We start from the raw sequence: 16,381 nt of genomic DNA, 5'->3' as shown, positions 1-16,381 counted from the left end.
CGATAACAGACGATCTTTGAAGCAAATATAAAGTTGAAGTTTGGATAAAACCATCATTGATGAAGTTGCAGTAAGGGTAAGGGGGCGGAATTTCCCCTTTTTTTGATTCGTGTGGATTTACAACAATAAGAAGTACTTCCATAGGTATTTCAAAAAAAAACCACTAAAGTAAAAAATATGATTAGGAAATAATGACCTTTACCGTGTTTGCTTAAGGAAACTTTTTTTGACAGATGTTATTTCTATGGACTAACAACAAAAGATTGCTATAGACCCACCCACTTAATGCTTGGTAATATAATCAAGTGTTATATTTGGAGGGATAGCCATGGAACAACAGAAGTATAATGAGTTAAAAATGGGTGAACGGGGAGTTATCCTTAGTATCTGCACTTATATATTTTTATCTGCTGCAAAGTTATTTATAGGTTATTCAGCAGACTCAGAAGCTTTAAAAGCAGATGGGCTAAACAATTTGACTGATATCATTGCTTCGATCGCAGTTCTAATAGGTCTGAAAATAGCACAAAAGCCGGCTGATGAGAACCATCCATACGGTCATTGGAAATCCGAGACTGTAGCATCGATGGTTGCTTCTTTTATTATGGTGGCTGTTGGTATTCAAGTTTTATATACAGCTATCTCTTCGGTATTCGAGGGAAGAAAAGAATCTCCTGATTTAATCGCAGCATGGACAGGCATGTTCTGTGCAATAGTTATATATTTCGTATATCGATATAATAGGAATTTGGCGGAGAAAATTAATAGTCAATCAGTAATGGCTGCAGCAAAGGACAACCTTTCAGATGCCTGGGTAAGTATAGGTACGGTAGTCGGAATTATTGGTTCTCAATTTAACCTTGCATGGCTTGACCCTGTAGCAGCTGTTATCGTAGGTCTATTGATTTGTAAAACTGGTTGGGATATTTTCCGAGAAGCTTCACTTAATTTGACAGATGGTTTCGATGAAGAACTGATAGAAACTTATAAAAAAACCATTCTTAATACCTTTGGTGTAAAAGGAGTTAAGGATATCAGAGCAAGGAATTACGGTAATAATACTGTTGTAGATGCTGTTATTCTCGTTAATTCTACTTTGGAAATTAAAGATGCACATGACATTTCTACAAAGGTTGAAAATGTATTAAAAACCGAACACGATGTCTATGAGGTTCATATTCATGTAGAACCGAACTAAAAAGCCGATTATTAAGAAGTGACAACTTGTATGGTACTTTACTGTGTGGTAGTCGGGCATCTTTTGACAATAGTGGATGATGATTAGAAGGGTTTTCCCCCTTTTTTGAGACTCATATAATGTATTGATCGGACAAAATTGTTGAAGGCGTTAAACGAATGAAAAAACTGTGTGGCAAAACAAGCAAAACTAAAAAAGCAGTGGATGTCTGTGAGGGAAAAATCCAATTAGTTGGATTTGGCACATTTGAAGTGCGCGACTGGGCAGCCTGAACTGATAGAAACCCACAAACAGAAGAAGAAATACATATTGCAACTTCAAAAGTTCCCGCTTTTAAAGCAGGTAAGGAATAAAAAGAAGCTGTTAAATAAATTTATTTAATGATAATCGTGAAAAGGGCTCTGGAGATGATATAGTCACCAGAGTTTTTTTGTTTATGTAATTTTTTATTTAAGTGTACTTTTGAAATTTATTATCACTTTACTTAATCTTTACCTTTACAATTTTCCCTCCGGCTTTTTTACCTGCCTGTTCCAATAATTTCGCAAATTTTTTCTTTGTCTCTGTATCCTTCTTAATCTTTTTCATTTTTATATCCCTCGCAATTTAATATTCTTGCTAAATAGTATGACCATGGAAAAGGGAATTCATACTTTATCCGGTTCTAATGCTTGCTTTTCCCCACTATATTGTTAGTAAAGTGGAAAACTGACAAAGTGACCTTAAGGTATTTTCCCATTTTTGCAGAATGTGAGGAGAGAGGAGGGAGGGGATGTCGTCTTTGAACCCTTTTTTCAATGAATGGAAGAAAACGAATCCTAAAGAAAAAGTTATTCAAAAAAAATCTTTGGAAAATCCATCACATCAAATAACGTCGGTGAGAAAAGTGAGAAAGGACAAGCAGCATGATATTAAATTCCCTGTAGATTATGTTATGAAGGTCAAGCTCCGGACGCTTTGCCAAGCATTAAGCCCCAAATATCATCAAAAGACAGGAAAGCCTTTGACACAAACGGCCTGTAATACTTTGTTGCTGCGGTTTGGACTAGCAAGGTGGAGGGATGTGGATTATGTTATGGATTACAAAGACACGAAGGAATATATGCATACCTACCTATTGGAAACGGAATATGGTCAAAAAGGGGGCTTACATGAAGTCGCGATTTTGAAGGATCTTTCTGATCGTAGAGTCGTTTATTTCATGATCCATCATGCTGTTTCCTGGCTGGAAAGAGGGGGTTCCGTTGAAGAAATCCTATAGTCAATTCAGTCTTCTATCGAACAAGCTGCTTTATGGGACTAAGGAAAAAAGGGGTTTTTTAGATTACCTATTGCCTAAATATAGGTATCTACAGATTGAGGTACCCTATTATGAATATTTGAGAGGTGAGGTATTCGTTGAAGACATTAAGGACTTGTTTGAAGAGGCTCCTCAAAATTTGACATTGTATCACCTGATTGCCCTCTTGTATTTTGATTTTCTGGAACAAGTGAAAAAAGGAGCCAAATATGACCAGCTATGTTCCTTTTTGATTTCTTCCAAGAAAAAATTTCTTCAACGCCCGATGATCGAAAAAAGGGTGTTGAAACAGGTGACAACCAATCTTTTCTCTTTTGAGCAAAGGGAAGAAGAGATGGAGGTAACATCAGAAGAAAAACAAGCGGAGATTACACTTCGGATCAAGGAGTCAGAGATTTACCGGGGAGAGGTCTTTCTTCATGACATATCACCGTACTTAATGGATGAAGAACTCACTGTCGAGGATTTACTGGTGATTTTGTTTATGGACTTTCTACAAAGAATTAAAGAAAAGGGAAACTCCAGTCAAACCATGAAGGCCATTTTATTGAACTATGAGGATTATTTTTAATGAGAGAGCAGAGGACAATCATGAAAAAAGGATAGGTGTTAACCACTATCCTTTTTTTTTATGGACTTATACACATTGAATGAATGAATAAATGGGTCATTAAATCATTTATGTAGGTTACTTTATTGTTCAAGCTCATTTGACCGTACATATTGGAGTAATGTTTTTCTTAGTTTGAATCCTTTCAAAAAAGGGAAAAGTCCACCACTTATATTCTCAAACCTCATAAAATATTGAAGGTCGAATTAGAATTAAGACTAAGGTTTAACTTGTTTGTATTCAAAATAATAAAATTAGTAATCTTTATGTATAGAAGAGTGGTTACATGGGAATCATGAGAATAAGCAAATAGAAAAGAGGGGGGAAGACAAGGATTTAATTAATAATAATAATCTCCAAGTTACTTAGTATAATAGAAAAAAGGTTAAGGAGTTGGTTTCGTATGGAGAAGCAATTGCCTGGAACACCACTAGAACCTGAAGTGATGGCTGAAATGGTTTTAAAAAAGGCTCTCAGCGATTACAGGAAAGCCCAAATTGAAAAAAATCGATGAATCATTGAAAATGCGTAATAAGGAAGAGTTTATTCGTTTAACAGATGAATTAAAGAGTATTTCTTAAACTTTTGTACGCACAAAGTAAAAACGCATACAGAAATTTTTTTATAAAAAATAAGGCTCACAATGTAAGAAATCCTTGAATTGGTTTGATTATTAAAGTTTATAGTAGGAATATTGAAATATCCATTAAGGAACAAGGCAAGAAAAAATAAAAAAGAAGCGCAGTCGCACTTAAAAAGCTGGTGAGGTTAAATATTATTTGATATTCCTTTACCTTCAGTTTGGATGGACATAAAATTTTATTATGAGAAACATTCTAAGTAAATAGGAATCTATAGTATTATAACATTTTACATTGTAAGCGCTTTCTTGTATAATTATGATAATCAAATGGTGTGGAACCATAATGGGGTAAGTAGACCGAGGTAGGGTCTATCTTCATAATGATCTTTTAGTTTCACTAATTTTGTAAATATTTTTTGTAAGGATATGAATTAAGATAGCAATAGATGGCTGTCTCAAAAATAATAATTAATTGAAAATCGGGTAAATTTGTGAAAAGCAATTTGACGGTATAAGAGAATGAGAGTTTGTGCATCATCAAGATGAAATGGAAGTTGCGAAGGGGGGAAAAGAAATGAAAAAAAATGGTATTTCGTTAGCCGAATTTGTTCAGGAAGATCGATTTGAACTCAACTCCTACCTTACTTCTTTATTTAACAAACTTAATGACTATGTCCCCAAAAGTCTTAAAGATAAAAGAAATCAATAACAATTAAGCAACAGGAAATAGTGACTCAGGAAAAGCTTTTAAACTTCCTGGGTCACTTTCTTTATTATTGATTCTTGGTTAAGGATGCATGAACCTATTAAGATTGCATCCCCTGGTCTTATGTTATTCTTAGCAGGAATTAGTACAGTATTATGTTAATTAGCATTCGTTTATTTCATTATTTTCAGCAAAAATATACCCTAAGGGAATTCTAAAAAATGATCAGCCATTGAAATTTAGAAAGATATTTTAAAATAAATAAAAAAACAAAGGAATGGAGGGATCCAAACAATAGATTTACCTTCACTAAAATATCAGCTTTCCTGATGAATTGCCTTATTTCGTTAACACTGTTTTTCTCAGATTAGGTTTGGCTCTTGTTATCCCTAATCGATTCTCTTTCTCCTGCTATAGTACTTTTTGTGTTCACTTATTAGCAAGTTTTTCAGCATGCTCTATGCCCTATGTTGTAAGAACAGAACATTAATAAGAAGTTTAGAGATTAGAAGTCATGTAGATAGAAAGCTTTATATAAGGATGAATTTAAAAAAATGGAGGGGAAAAGGTTCTGATAATGGATTTTATCCAGGAGGATTGATTTGAACTACACCATATGTTCGATCAGGGTATAGCTTAATTAGTGAATTGGGAAAGCATGGGGAGCAGCTGGTGATGTTTTTTAAAAGAGCAGAATATTCAAGGTAAATGAACCTAGTAAATTAGTATTTGAAAATATCAATATCGAGATTGGATTTTACATCGTGCAATTGTATACAACACAATCAAGATAGTCCTTACCTACGAATTCATCTCCATATAGATGTCATGGTACTCTAAGTATTCATACTTAATTTCCTTTTAGTTATCGGTCCTCTGAATCGACAAAAAGAGGATGTTTGTTTAAAAAAATACAAAAAAGTGTTTACAAGGAAAAAAATTCATTGTAGTATTTCCTTATAAAGTAAATGAAATCGATTTCATTTTTAGATTTACCGTATAGGCAACCTTTATTCAGGAGATAAAGTGTCTAAACGCTTGAGGTAATTATAGTCATGTCGCAATGATTTTTATATTTTACTTCAAAAAAAGAAAAGGTAATTTAATAAGGCTATTAGGATTTTGAATCAATAGTAACCGATCTGAGTTTTGGAAGCTTTCTTTTCAATTAGAGATTTAGAAGATAATGAAATCGATTTCATTACTTGCTTTATTACAAATTGAGTCTATAACTACTAAACTATTACCGTTGAAAGTAAGAGATCTATTTGTTTGGTCTAAAAAAACCTGACAAAGAATTAAAATGCGGATGGTATTAAAAGTTAAATGAAATCGATTTCATTTAACCTTTAATCGCAAAAGACTGATAATTCCGAAAAAACAAGGAGGAAAAAAGCATGTCATCAGTAACACATGAGGTTAAAAAATTAAAAAACTACATAAATGGTGAGTGGATTGAATCCACCTCAAAGCAAACGGAGATCGTCGTTAATCCTGCAACTGGTGAGGCGATTGCCGAAGTGCCACTTTCAACTAAAGAAGATGTGGATCGTGCAGTTCAAGTTGCGAATGAAGCGTTTAAAAAATGGTCGCAGGTAGCCGTTCCAAAAAGAGCTCGCATATTGTTCAAATATCAGCAGCTCCTAGTAGATAATTGGGAGGAACTTGCGAAACTTGTTACCATCGAAAATGGAAAAAGTTTATCAGAATCAATCGGTGAAGTACAGCGAGGCATCGAGTGTGTGGAGTTTGCCGCTGGTGCACCTACACTTATGATGGGCAAACAGCTTCCAGATATTGCGACAAACATTGAATCGGGTATGTATCGTTATCCAATCGGTGTAATTGGCGGTATCACGCCGTTTAACTTTCCGATGATGGTCCCTTGCTGGATGTTCCCACTTGCAATTGCATGTGGCAATACATTCGTGTTAAAGCCATCTGAGCGTACACCACTTCTTGCAGCACGTATTGTTGAACTGTTTGAGGAAGCTGGTCTTCCTAAAGGTGTATTGAACATTGTAAATGGCGCACATGATGTGGTAAACGGACTTCTTGAACATAAAGATGTGAAAGCTATCTCATTCGTTGGTTCACAACCAGTTGCTGAATATGTTTATAAAACAGGTACAGCCAATTTGAAGCGAGTTCAGGCACTTGCAGGAGCAAAAAACCACTCGATTGTCTTGAAAGACGCCAATCTTGATATGACAGCAAAAGAAATTACAAGTGCGGCTTTCGGCTCAGCCGGTGAACGTTGCATGGCAGCTGCTGTTGTTGTAGTAGAAGAATGTGTAGCGGATGAGTTAGTTGATAAATTAAAACAGGCTGCAGATACCATTACAATCGGTAATGGCCTAGACGACGGCGTTTTTCTTGGACCAGTTATCCGGGAAGGGGCTAAGCAACGGACTATTAGCTATATTGAATCCGGTGTAGCGCAAGGGGCGACCCTTGTACGTGACGGCCGTAAAGACGAGGCCGCAAGTGGCAATGGTTACTACCTTGGGGCTACGATTTTTGATCATGTAACACAGGAAATGAAAATTTGGCAAGATGAAATTTTTGCTCCGGTCCTCTCTATAGTCCGTGCGAAAGATTTAACAGAGGCCGTTGAGATTGCGAATGCATCCGCTCTTGCTAATGGCGCTTGCCTATATACAGACAGTGCAGCTGATGTACGCCAGTTCCGTGAAACAATTCATGCGGGTATGCTGGGCATTAACGTGGGGGTTCCCGCACCTATGGCATTCTTTCCATTCTCTGGATATAAAGATTCATTCTATGGTGACCTTCATGCAAACGGGACAGACGGCGTGGAGTTCTACACTCGAAAAAAAATGGTGACTGCACGCTACGTGAAGTAATCGTATAAATCCCATAGAAAATAAATGAAGTCTGGTCCGTTTAGATACGGGCCAGATTAATCCAATTTTTTGCCTGAGAAACAAGGAGGTACATATGAGCAAATTACTGAAAAAACCAGGAAAACTTGAGGTTGGTGAAGGTGTTACAGTTGTTCAGGAAGTAACGAAAGTAAATTCTCCATTAGAATTTGTTGAGTTTAAAATAGTTGAGTTAGCTTCACACTCTAAATATTCAGAATCATTAAATAAAACGGAGTGTTGTATCGTCGCTTTGACTGGAAAGATCAACGTGACAGTAGGCGAAGAAACATTCCACGATTTAGGCACACGTGAAAGTGTGTTTGAAAAGGTGCCGACGGACAGCATCTACATATCGAATAACAACCATTTTCAAGTAGAAGGTATAACTGAAGCCCGCGTAGCACTATGTTATTCCCCTTCTGAAAAGCAACTTCCGACCAAATTGATTAAAGCAGAGGATGTTGGTGTTGAACAACGAGGTATTTTGAGTAATAAACGGATGGTGCATAATATTTTGCCGGATTCGGATCCGTCAGCGAACAGTCTTCTTGTGGTCGAAGTCTACACAGAAAGCGGCAACTGGTCGAGCTATCCTCCGCATAAACATGACCAGGACAACTTACCAGTAGAGTCGCAATTAGAAGAGTCTTACTACCATGAAATGAATCCACCTCAGGGTTTTGTCTTCCAGCGTGTTTATACGGATGACCGTTCGATTGATGAGACCATGACTGTCGAAAACGGAGATGTTGTCCTTGTACCGGCGGGGTATCATCCGGTAGGGGTACCGGATGGTTATGAATCTTATTACTTAAATGTCATGGCTGGCCCGACGAGGACTTGGAAATTCTACAATGATCCAGATCATGAATGGATCTTAAAGCGGTAAAAAAAAGAAGGAGCTGTTAATTGGATGAACTATACATTTAGTACCGACAAGGAGTTTGACTTGATTGCTATCGGCCGTGCCTGCCTCGACTTAAATGCCAATGAATATAATTGCCCGATGGAAGATACCATGACGTTTACAAAATATGTGGGCGGTTCACCTGCCAATGTTGCCATTGGCAGTGCAAAATTAGGTTTGACTGTTGGATTCATCGGCAAGCTTGCGGATGACCAACACGGACGATTTATCGAGCGGTATATGCGCGAAGCAGGCGTGGATACATCAAATATGGTGATTGATCAGAAGGGGCATAAAACGGGACTAGCATTCACAGAAATCAAAAGTCCTGAAGAATGTAGCATCCTTATGTATAGAGATAACGTAGCCGACCTTCATTTAGCGCCTTCAGAAGTAAACGAAGAATACATCAAAAAATCAAAAATTCTTCTTGTTTCTGGAACGGCCTTAGCGCAAAGCCCATCACGTGAAGCTGTGTTAAAAGCGGTCAGTCTGGCGAAAAAACATCATGTAAAAGTCGTATTTGAATTGGATTACCGTCCGTATACCTGGAATTCTATTGAAGAAACCTCTGTTTATTATTCTTTAGTAGCAGAGCAATCAGACATTTTGATAGGCACGCGTGATGAATATGATGTAATGGAAAACACCGAAAAAGGTACAAACGAAGAGACTGTCCGTTACTTGTTTAACCATTCCGCAGATCTAGTGGTCATCAAACATGGTGTCGAGGGTTCATATGCTTATGCCAAATCGGGCGAAGTATTTCAAGCGAAGGCTTATAAAACGAAAGTATTAAAAACCTTTGGCGCAGGAGATTCATATGCTTCCGCTTTCTTATATGCATTAGTGAGCGGCAAAGAGATTGAAAGCGCCTTAAAATTTGGCAGTGCTTCTGCTTCAATAGTAGTAAGCAAACATAGCTCTTCTGAAGCTATGCCAGTTGTAGAAGAAATTGAGGAACTAATTGCCGAACGAGTGTAAGCAAATTATCTACATAGAGGTGAGCAAAGGATGGGAAAAGTGAGGTTAACAACAGCCCAAGCATTAATTAAGTTTTTAAATCAGCAGTATATCCACGTTGACGGTGAAGAGTATCCATTTGTCGAAGGGATTTTTAATGTATTCGGTCATGGAAATGTCGTTGGAATTGGTCAGGCCCTTGAACAGGATGCGGGCCACTTGAAAGTGATTCAAGGAAAGAATGAGCAAGGAATGGCACACGCAGCAATCGCCTATAGTCGCGAAATGCTCCGCCGCAAAATTTATGCCGTTACCACATCGGCAGGTCCAGGTTCTGCTAACTTAATAGCGGCAGCTGGTACAGCACTTGCTAATAATATTCCTGTCCTTTTGCTCCCGGCAGATACATTTGCCACACGCCAGCCTGATCCGGTGCTTCAGCAACTTGAGCATGAGCACAGTACGGCGATAACTACTAATGACGCTTTTATGGCGGTATCAAGATATTGGGATCGCGTCACTCGTCCAGAGCAGCTCATGTCAAGTCTGATTCGTGCATTTGAAGTGATGACCGATCCTGGAAAAGCGGGTCCGGCGACGATTTGCATCTCGCAGGATGTAGAAGGAGAAGCATTCGATTACGATGAACGATTTTTTGATAAACGCGTTCATTATTTGGATCGGAAAGCGCCAGTGGAACGGGAACTGAATGGAGCTGCAGATCTGATTAAAGCAAGTAAGAAGCCAATCATTATCGTCGGAGGAGGAGCAAGGTATTCCGGTGCACGTGATATTTTAATCAAGCTATCAGACAAGCATAACATACCACTTGTGGAAACGCAGGCTGGTAAATCAACGGTGGAATCATCTTTTACTAAGAACTTGGGCGGAGTGGGCATTCTTGGTACAATGGCTGCCAATAAAGCAGCCCGCCAGGCAGATCTCGTAATTGGTGTCGGGACACGTTATACAGACTTTACAACGTCTTCTAAAACTGCTTTTAATTTTGAAGACACGAAGTTTTTGAACATTAATGTCAGCCGTCTTCAGACATATAAGCTAGATGGATTTCAAGTCGTCGCGGATGCAAAAATAGCGCTTGAGCAACTTGAGGGGTTACTAGAGGGATACGAAACAGAATTTGGTGAAATGTTTGCAGAATGGAAGGAAGATTGGCTTGCCGAACGAGACCGTTTGAGTAGAGTGACATTCAATCGTGAAAATTTTACACCTGAAATTAAAAGCCAATTTTCACAGCAAATCTTGAATGAATACTCAGATGCATTGAAAACTGAATTGGCACAATCCACTGCGATGATCGCAATTAATGATACAGTCAATCCGGACAGTGTGGTCGTCGGTTCAGCCGGATCACTTCCGGGGGACTTGCAGCGTCTTTGGCATACGACAGTTCCGAACACGTACCATCTTGAATATGGCTACTCCTGCATGGGCTACGAAATTGCAGGAACTTTAGGAGCGAAGCTTGCTCATCCGGACCGGGAAGTCTATTCAATGGTAGGAGACGGCAGTTTCTTAATGCTCCATTCTGAATTGATCACGGCCATTCAATATAATCATAAAATCAATATTTTATTGTTTGATAACTCAGGCTTTGGCTGTATTAACAATCTGCAAATGGAGAATGGTAGCGGCACTTATTGCTGTGAGTTCAGAACACATGACAATCAAATTATGAATATTGATTACGCAAAAGTGGCAGAAGGATACGGAGCCAAGACTTATCGGACTAATACTGTTGATGAATTGAAAGCCGCTTTGGAAGATGCAAAAAAACAATCAGTATCTACATTAATTGAAATGAAAGTACTTCCGAAAACAATGACAGATGGCTATGACGCTTGGTGGAATGTTGGTGTGGCAGAAGTTTCTGAACAAGAAAGTGTTCAAAAGGCATATGAAGCGAGGCAAGAAAAATTAAAGACCGCCAAACAATATTAAAAGGAGGAATTCAGAAAATGCAGGAGATTTTATGGGGGATTGCCCCAATTGGTTGGCGTAATGATGACATTCCGGAAATAGGGGCTGAGAATACCTTATCCCACCTTTTAAGCGATATTGTCGTGGCAGGATTTCAGGGGACAGAAGTAGGTGGTTTCTTCCCTGAACCAGCCGCTCTGAATAAAGAACTTCAGCTTCGAAACTTAAAAATCGCTGGTCAGTGGTTCAGCAGCTATATCATCCGCGATGGTATCGAAAAAGCAGAACAGGATTTCCATAAGCACTGCCAATATTTACAGGCTGTCCATGGGGATGTGGCGGTTGTATCCGAACAGACTTACAGTATTCAAGGTGGAGAGATCAATGTATTTAAGGGAAAACCTTACTTTACAGATGAAGAATGGGGAATATTGTGTGTCGGACTAAATAAGCTCGGGAAAATCGCGAGTCAGTACAATTTGAAGTTGGTATATCACCATCATATGGGGACAGGAGTTCAGACATTGTCTGAAATTGATCGTCTTATGGAAAACACCGAAAAAAACTTGGTTCATTTGCTATATGATACTGGACATATTTATGTATCAGATGGTGAGTACATGACACTGTTAAGAAAGCACATTGACCGCATTGGACATGTCCATTTTAAAGATGTAAGACATAAGGTCCTGGAGAAGTGTCGGAAAGAAGAAAAATCGTTTCAAGAGTCTTTTTTAGCTGGTATGTTTACAGTCCCTGGTGACGGGTCCGTTGACTTTGTGGAACCTTTTCATACACTTCTTGACCATCAATATAAAGGGTGGATTGTTGTAGAGGCTGAACAAGATCCATCTGTTGCCCATCCATTAGAATACGCGTTAATCGCTCGCAAATATATAAATGACAGATTGCTCCTAGTTCAAGATTAAAAACTAGAAAGAAGTGATTCATTTGAATAATGAGGGAAATCAAATGGCATTCTTACGCAAGATTATTATTATCTCGACGTTAGGCGGTCTTTTGTTTGGATATGATACAGGTGTTATTAATGGCGCATTGCCGTATATGTCAGAAGAAGACCAACTTAACCTCAATTCACTTACGCAAGGTCTTGTTGCCAGTTCACTTCTTTTAGGCGCGGCACTTGGAGCGTTTTTAGGAGGCCGGCTTTCGGATTATGCTGGTCGCCGAAAAAATATTCTTTTCCTTTCGATACTATTCTTCTTTTCTACGATTGGATGTACGCTTGCACCGAATGTTACGGTCATGATAGCTTGCCGTTTTCTACTCGGACTTGCTGTTGGGGGAGCATCTGTAACCGTTCCGACTTATTTGGCGGAAATGTCTCCTGCTGAACGACGCGGACGAATTGTTACTCAGAATGAATTAATGATTGTAAGTGGGCAGTTGCTCGCATTTATCTTCAATGCCATTCTTGGTACAACAATGGGCGACAGTTCTCATGTATGGCGTTACATGCTGGCTATAGCGGCACTTCCAGCTATCCTTCTTTTCTTCGGAATGCTCCGGTTGCCTGAAAGTCCAAGGTGGCTAGTATCAAAGAAGAAAAATGCCGAGGCTCTGAACGTTTTGAAAAAAATACGCAATACAAACCAGGCAGAATCAGAATATCAGGGAATTAAAGAAACATTCGTTGAAGAAACCAATGTTAAGAAAGCTACATTTAAAGATTTAACCGTTCCGTGGATACGGAGAATTGTTTTTCTCGGAATGGGGATTGCCATTGTCCAGCAAATAACAGGCGTCAACTCGATTATGTACTATGGTACCCAGATTTTAAAAGATGCAGGTTTTGCAACAAAAGCTGCATTGATTGGAAATATTGCAAACGGTGTCATCTCCGTTTTGGCCACGTTCTTCGGTATTTGGCTACTTGGTAAAATTGGGCGTCGTCCTATGCTTATAACTGGATTGATTGGAACAACGACGGCCCTTCTATTGATTGGCATCTTCTCTTCCCTCCTTGAAGGAACGGCTGCTCTTCCATATGTTATTTTATCTTTGACTGTTACGTTTCTTGCCTTCCAGCAGGGAGCCATTTCACCGGTTACTTGGTTGATGCTTTCAGAGATTTTCCCACTTCAAGTACGTGGGCTTGGTATGGGTGTTACCGTATTCTTCCTTTGGATAGTGAACTTCCTAATTGGTTTAACGTTCCCGGTTTTACTTGATAAAGTCGGATTGTCTACAACATTCTATGTCTTTGCGATTTTAGGTATATTGGCTATCACATTTGTGAAAAAATGTTTGCCAGAAACAAGAGGACTTACACTTGAACAGCTTGAACAAAACTTCCGTAACCATGGAAAAGATCCTGTTAAAGAAATAACAAAAATAGTATAAGAGATACAGGTTAATTGGCATAAATGCAGATACGTATAATAGGAGGAATATAATCATGACATTAAATATTGGCGTAATAGGAACTGGAGCAATAGGACGGGAGCACATTAAAAGAATTACAAACAAATTATCCGGCGGGAAAATTGTCGCTGTAACCGATGTGAATGAAGAAGCGGCGAAGCAGGTCGTAAACCAATATGGACTTGAGGCGGTCGTGTATCCGGATGACCAATCACTTGTATCAGATGAAAACGTGAATGCTGTGCTTGTGACAAGTTGGGGACCAGCCCATGAACAAAACGTATTGAATGCGATTGAAGCCGGAAAATATGTGTTCTGTGAAAAGCCACTAGCGACAACAGCGGAAGGTTGCAAGAGAATTACCGAAGCGGAAATGAAACACGGGAAGCGTTTGGTACAAGTTGGTTTTATGCGCCGTTATGACAGCGGTTACGTACAATTGAAAGAAGCCATTGATAGAAATGAAATTGGCGAGCCGCTCATGGTCCGTTGCGTACACCGTAATCCAGAAGTGGATGAGAACTACACAACGGATATGGCGGTCGTTGATACATTGATTCATGAAATTGATGTATTGCACTGGCTAATCAGCGATGATTACAAATCCGTTCAAGTAATTTACCCGAAGAAAGCAAGTCGTGCGCATGCTAACTTAAAAGATCCTCAAATCATCATATTGGAAACGAAAAGCGGGATTGTTATTCAAGCAGAAGTATTCGTAAATTGTAAATATGGCTATGATATCCAGTGTGAAGTCATTGGTGAAGACGGTGTTGCGTATCTTCCTGAACCGGCAAGCATCGTTACAAGGAAAGGCGCAAAACGCAGCACGGACATTTTAATAGACTGGAAAGATCGCTTTATGGATGCGTATGACATAGAATTGCAGGATTTCATAGATTCTATTAAACAGACAGGTCAGCCAAATGGTCCGACTTCATGGGACGGATACATTGCAGCTGTAACAGCTGATGCTTGCGTAAAAGCACAGGAATCAGGCCAAAAAGAACCGGTTGATCTGGCTGAGAAACCTGATTTTTATACGGGGAAAATCACAGTACAGTGAACTTCGTAACACAAACTAAGTGGTGTTGTGGTAAAAATAATTACATTCAAATTGGAGGAAACGACGATGAAACTAGCATTAGATCCAACGATGTATGCCAATTTATCTTTAAAAGAAATGGTCGATAAAACGGCGGAATTAGGCTATGAATATATCGAACTATCACCGCGTGAAGACTTTTGCCCATTCTATAAATATCCTAAAGTAGATAAAGAACAGATTAAAAATTTGAAGCGCTGGTGCAGCGACGCGGGTGTGAAGATCTCATCCTTGCTTCCACTTTACTACTGGGCTGGTCCTGATGAGGACCGCCGCCAGGCTGCAGTTCGCAACTGGAAACGCGCCATCGAAGTGGCAGTGGAATTGGATGTTGATTTGATGAACAGCGAATTTAACGGTTCTAAATTCAATGAAGTTGTATGTGAAGAAAAATTCATTAAATCAATGGATGAGCTCATTCCGGTTTTTGAGAAAGAAGGCGTTAAACTGAACTTACAGGCGCATCCATTCGATTTTATCGAAACACATGAAGGAGCGATGGATATGATTCGTGCCCTTGACCGCTCATGGATCAACCTTGTATATTCAACCGCCCATACGTTTTTCTACGATGATGGAAAGGGTGATATTGCCCCAATGTTTGATTCTGCCGGTGATCGCCTACAACACGTATTGTTTGCCGATACATTCAATCATAAAGCATCCAACGGACTCCGTTATATCGTCAACCCTCCAGGTGTTGAAGCAACCGTTCACCAGCACTTGAACATCGGCGAGGCAGAAGTTGACTTTGATACGATCTTCAGAAAGCTGAATGAAATGAATTTTGATGGTATTGCTACAAATGCAGTATTTGCTTGGATTGACAAAGCAGACTGGTCAAGTAAGCTTATGCTCCAAAAAATGAGAGACGGATTAGGTTTAGCAGAAAGAATTGGAGGTTGACATAATGAAACTTTGTTTTAACCAAGCGACGACGCTTGAGAATTCCAACTTGGACAAAGATCTCAAGTACTGCGAAACACATGGTTACGACTATATCGAAATCCGTACAATGGATAAATTGCCTGAGTACTTAAAAGAACGCTCAATTGATGAACTAGCTGAATTTTTCAATACGAATCATATTAAGCCACTTGCTTTCAACGCTCTTGTATTTTTTAATAATCGTGATGAAGTCGGCTATAAAGCGATTATCGATGAGTTTAAAAAAATGATGGTTATGGCGGAGAAGCTAGGTGTGAAATACGTAGTGGCGGTTCCACTTGTAACAGAAGATAAAATTTTGAAAGAAGACATTAAAAAGAGCTGTGTCGAAGTGTTAACGGAGCTATCTGAGATCGCAAAACCGTACGGTGTGAAAATTGCGGTGGAATTTGTTGGCCATCCACAATGTACAGTAAATACATTCGGTCAGGCATACGATATTGTTGAAACTGTCAATCGTAACAATGTTGGATTAGTGCTCGACTGCTTTCATTTTCATGCAATGGGATCTAATTTGGAAGACCTGAAAAAAGCGGATGGATCGAAAATCTTTATTTTACACATTGATGATACAGAGGATTTTCCAATCGGTTTCTTGACAGACCAAGACCGGGTGTGGCCGGGGCATGGCACTATAGATTTAGACAGTATATTATCTACATTGAAAGAAATCGGTTATTCCGACGTTGTCTCTGTTGAATTGTTCCGTCCGGAATATTATGAACTAGATGCAGAAGAGGCCATTAAAACAGCAAAAGAAACAACAATCCAAGTGATTTCAAAATACTTTGCGCTTCAGACTGTGTGAGTGAATCATGATAATTTCGGGAAACAGAGGTGATAGAAT

At 39.0% G+C, this 16,381-nt stretch carries 14 protein-coding genes and 1 pseudogene; all 15 read left to right on the top strand.

Translation table 11 applies throughout. The annotated features are described in order from the left end of the window. Positions 1–328: 328 nt before the first annotated feature. The 15 genes and pseudogenes from JFV29_RS13585 (at position 329) to iolI (ending at position 16,342) form a co-directional block, all read left to right on the top strand. Positions 329–1,198, top strand: coding sequence for a cation diffusion facilitator family transporter (locus JFV29_RS13585; protein ID WP_201184469.1), 870 nt, complete (start codon positions 329–331; stop codon positions 1,196–1,198). Positions 1,199–1,356: 158 nt separating this feature from the next. Beyond that, positions 1,357–1,551 (top strand): annotated as a pseudogene (locus JFV29_RS13580) (HU family DNA-binding protein). 419 nt (positions 1,552–1,970) lie between these two features. After that, entirely contained in the window at positions 1,971–2,459 is a 489-nt protein-coding gene (locus JFV29_RS13575) for a hypothetical protein (protein ID WP_201184468.1), read from the top strand. Beyond that, positions 2,443–3,069, top strand: a complete 627-nt coding sequence (locus tag JFV29_RS13570; RefSeq protein WP_201184467.1) for a hypothetical protein — start codon at positions 2,443–2,445, stop codon at positions 3,067–3,069. Before JFV29_RS13575 ends, JFV29_RS13570 begins: the two co-directional genes overlap by 17 nt. A 563-nt stretch (positions 3,070–3,632) precedes the next feature. After that, entirely contained in the window at positions 3,633–3,689 is a 57-nt protein-coding gene (locus tag JFV29_RS31700) for a hypothetical protein (RefSeq protein ID WP_446728251.1), read from the top strand. Between the two features lie 576 nt (positions 3,690–4,265). Further along, positions 4,266–4,400, top strand: a complete 135-nt coding sequence (locus tag JFV29_RS31080; RefSeq protein ID WP_274606951.1) for a hypothetical protein — start codon at positions 4,266–4,268, stop codon at positions 4,398–4,400. Between the two features lie 1,394 nt (positions 4,401–5,794). Further along, the gene (locus JFV29_RS13560; protein ID WP_201184465.1) at positions 5,795–7,264 is read left to right on the top strand and encodes a CoA-acylating methylmalonate-semialdehyde dehydrogenase; all 1,470 of its coding nucleotides are present in this window, start codon (positions 5,795–5,797) and stop codon (positions 7,262–7,264) included. Positions 7,265–7,358: 94 nt separating this feature from the next. Then, entirely contained in the window at positions 7,359–8,174 is an 816-nt protein-coding gene (gene iolB / locus JFV29_RS13555) for a 5-deoxy-glucuronate isomerase (protein ID WP_201184464.1), read from the top strand. A 24-nt stretch (positions 8,175–8,198) separates the two neighbouring features. Further along, a complete protein-coding gene (gene iolC / locus JFV29_RS13550) occupies positions 8,199–9,176 on the top strand; it encodes a 5-dehydro-2-deoxygluconokinase (protein ID WP_201184463.1) in 978 nt (325 codons plus the stop codon). A gap of 30 nt (positions 9,177–9,206) precedes the next feature. Further along, positions 9,207–11,117 (top strand): 3D-(3,5/4)-trihydroxycyclohexane-1,2-dione acylhydrolase (decyclizing), encoded by a 1,911-nt coding sequence (gene iolD / locus JFV29_RS13545; RefSeq protein WP_201184461.1) that lies wholly within the window; start codon positions 9,207–9,209, stop codon positions 11,115–11,117. Between the two features lie 17 nt (positions 11,118–11,134). Continuing rightward, positions 11,135–12,025: a myo-inosose-2 dehydratase gene (gene iolE / locus JFV29_RS13540; protein ID WP_201184459.1), complete on the top strand. Its 891-nt coding sequence runs from the start codon at positions 11,135–11,137 to the stop codon at positions 12,023–12,025. Positions 12,026–12,047: 22 nt separating this feature from the next. Further along, positions 12,048–13,460, top strand: a complete 1,413-nt coding sequence (locus JFV29_RS13535; RefSeq protein ID WP_201184457.1) for a sugar porter family MFS transporter — start codon at positions 12,048–12,050, stop codon at positions 13,458–13,460. A gap of 55 nt (positions 13,461–13,515) precedes the next feature. Beyond that, on the top strand, positions 13,516–14,547 hold the full coding sequence (locus tag JFV29_RS13530; RefSeq protein WP_201184455.1) for a Gfo/Idh/MocA family protein: 1,032 nt from the start codon (positions 13,516–13,518) through the stop codon (positions 14,545–14,547). A gap of 66 nt (positions 14,548–14,613) precedes the next feature. After that, positions 14,614–15,492, top strand: a complete 879-nt coding sequence (locus JFV29_RS13525; protein ID WP_201184453.1) for a sugar phosphate isomerase/epimerase family protein — start codon at positions 14,614–14,616, stop codon at positions 15,490–15,492. Positions 15,493–15,496: 4 nt separating this feature from the next. Continuing rightward, on the top strand, positions 15,497–16,342 hold the full coding sequence (iolI, locus tag JFV29_RS13520) for a 2-keto-myo-inositol isomerase (RefSeq protein WP_201184451.1): 846 nt from the start codon (positions 15,497–15,499) through the stop codon (positions 16,340–16,342). The last annotated feature ends 39 nt before the right edge of the window (positions 16,343–16,381 follow it).

This window comes from Peribacillus sp. TH16, assembly GCF_016651095.1.
Classification (GTDB): domain Bacteria; phylum Bacillota; class Bacilli; order Bacillales; family DSM-1321; genus Peribacillus; species Peribacillus butanolivorans.
Note: the sequence above shows the minus strand (reverse complement) of the source record. Positions and strands in the feature narration are given on the sequence as shown.

Coding starts and splice junctions, on each gene's coding strand:
- iolD (WP_201184461.1), top strand. CDS start 9,207: ATGGGAAAAGTGAGGTTAACAACAGCCCAAGCATTAATTAAGTTTTTA.
- JFV29_RS13560 (WP_201184465.1), top strand. CDS start 5,795: ATGTCATCAGTAACACATGAGGTTAAAAAATTAAAAAACTACATAAAT.
- JFV29_RS13525 (WP_201184453.1), top strand. CDS start 14,614: ATGAAACTAGCATTAGATCCAACGATGTATGCCAATTTATCTTTAAAA.
- JFV29_RS13585 (WP_201184469.1), top strand. CDS start 329: ATGGAACAACAGAAGTATAATGAGTTAAAAATGGGTGAACGGGGAGTT.
- JFV29_RS31080 (WP_274606951.1), top strand. CDS start 4,266: ATGAAAAAAAATGGTATTTCGTTAGCCGAATTTGTTCAGGAAGATCGA.
- iolE (WP_201184459.1), top strand. CDS start 11,135: ATGCAGGAGATTTTATGGGGGATTGCCCCAATTGGTTGGCGTAATGAT.
- iolI (WP_201184451.1), top strand. CDS start 15,497: ATGAAACTTTGTTTTAACCAAGCGACGACGCTTGAGAATTCCAACTTG.
- JFV29_RS13575 (WP_201184468.1), top strand. CDS start 1,971: ATGTCGTCTTTGAACCCTTTTTTCAATGAATGGAAGAAAACGAATCCT.
- iolB (WP_201184464.1), top strand. CDS start 7,359: ATGAGCAAATTACTGAAAAAACCAGGAAAACTTGAGGTTGGTGAAGGT.
- JFV29_RS13530 (WP_201184455.1), top strand. CDS start 13,516: ATGACATTAAATATTGGCGTAATAGGAACTGGAGCAATAGGACGGGAG.
- iolC (WP_201184463.1), top strand. CDS start 8,199: ATGAACTATACATTTAGTACCGACAAGGAGTTTGACTTGATTGCTATC.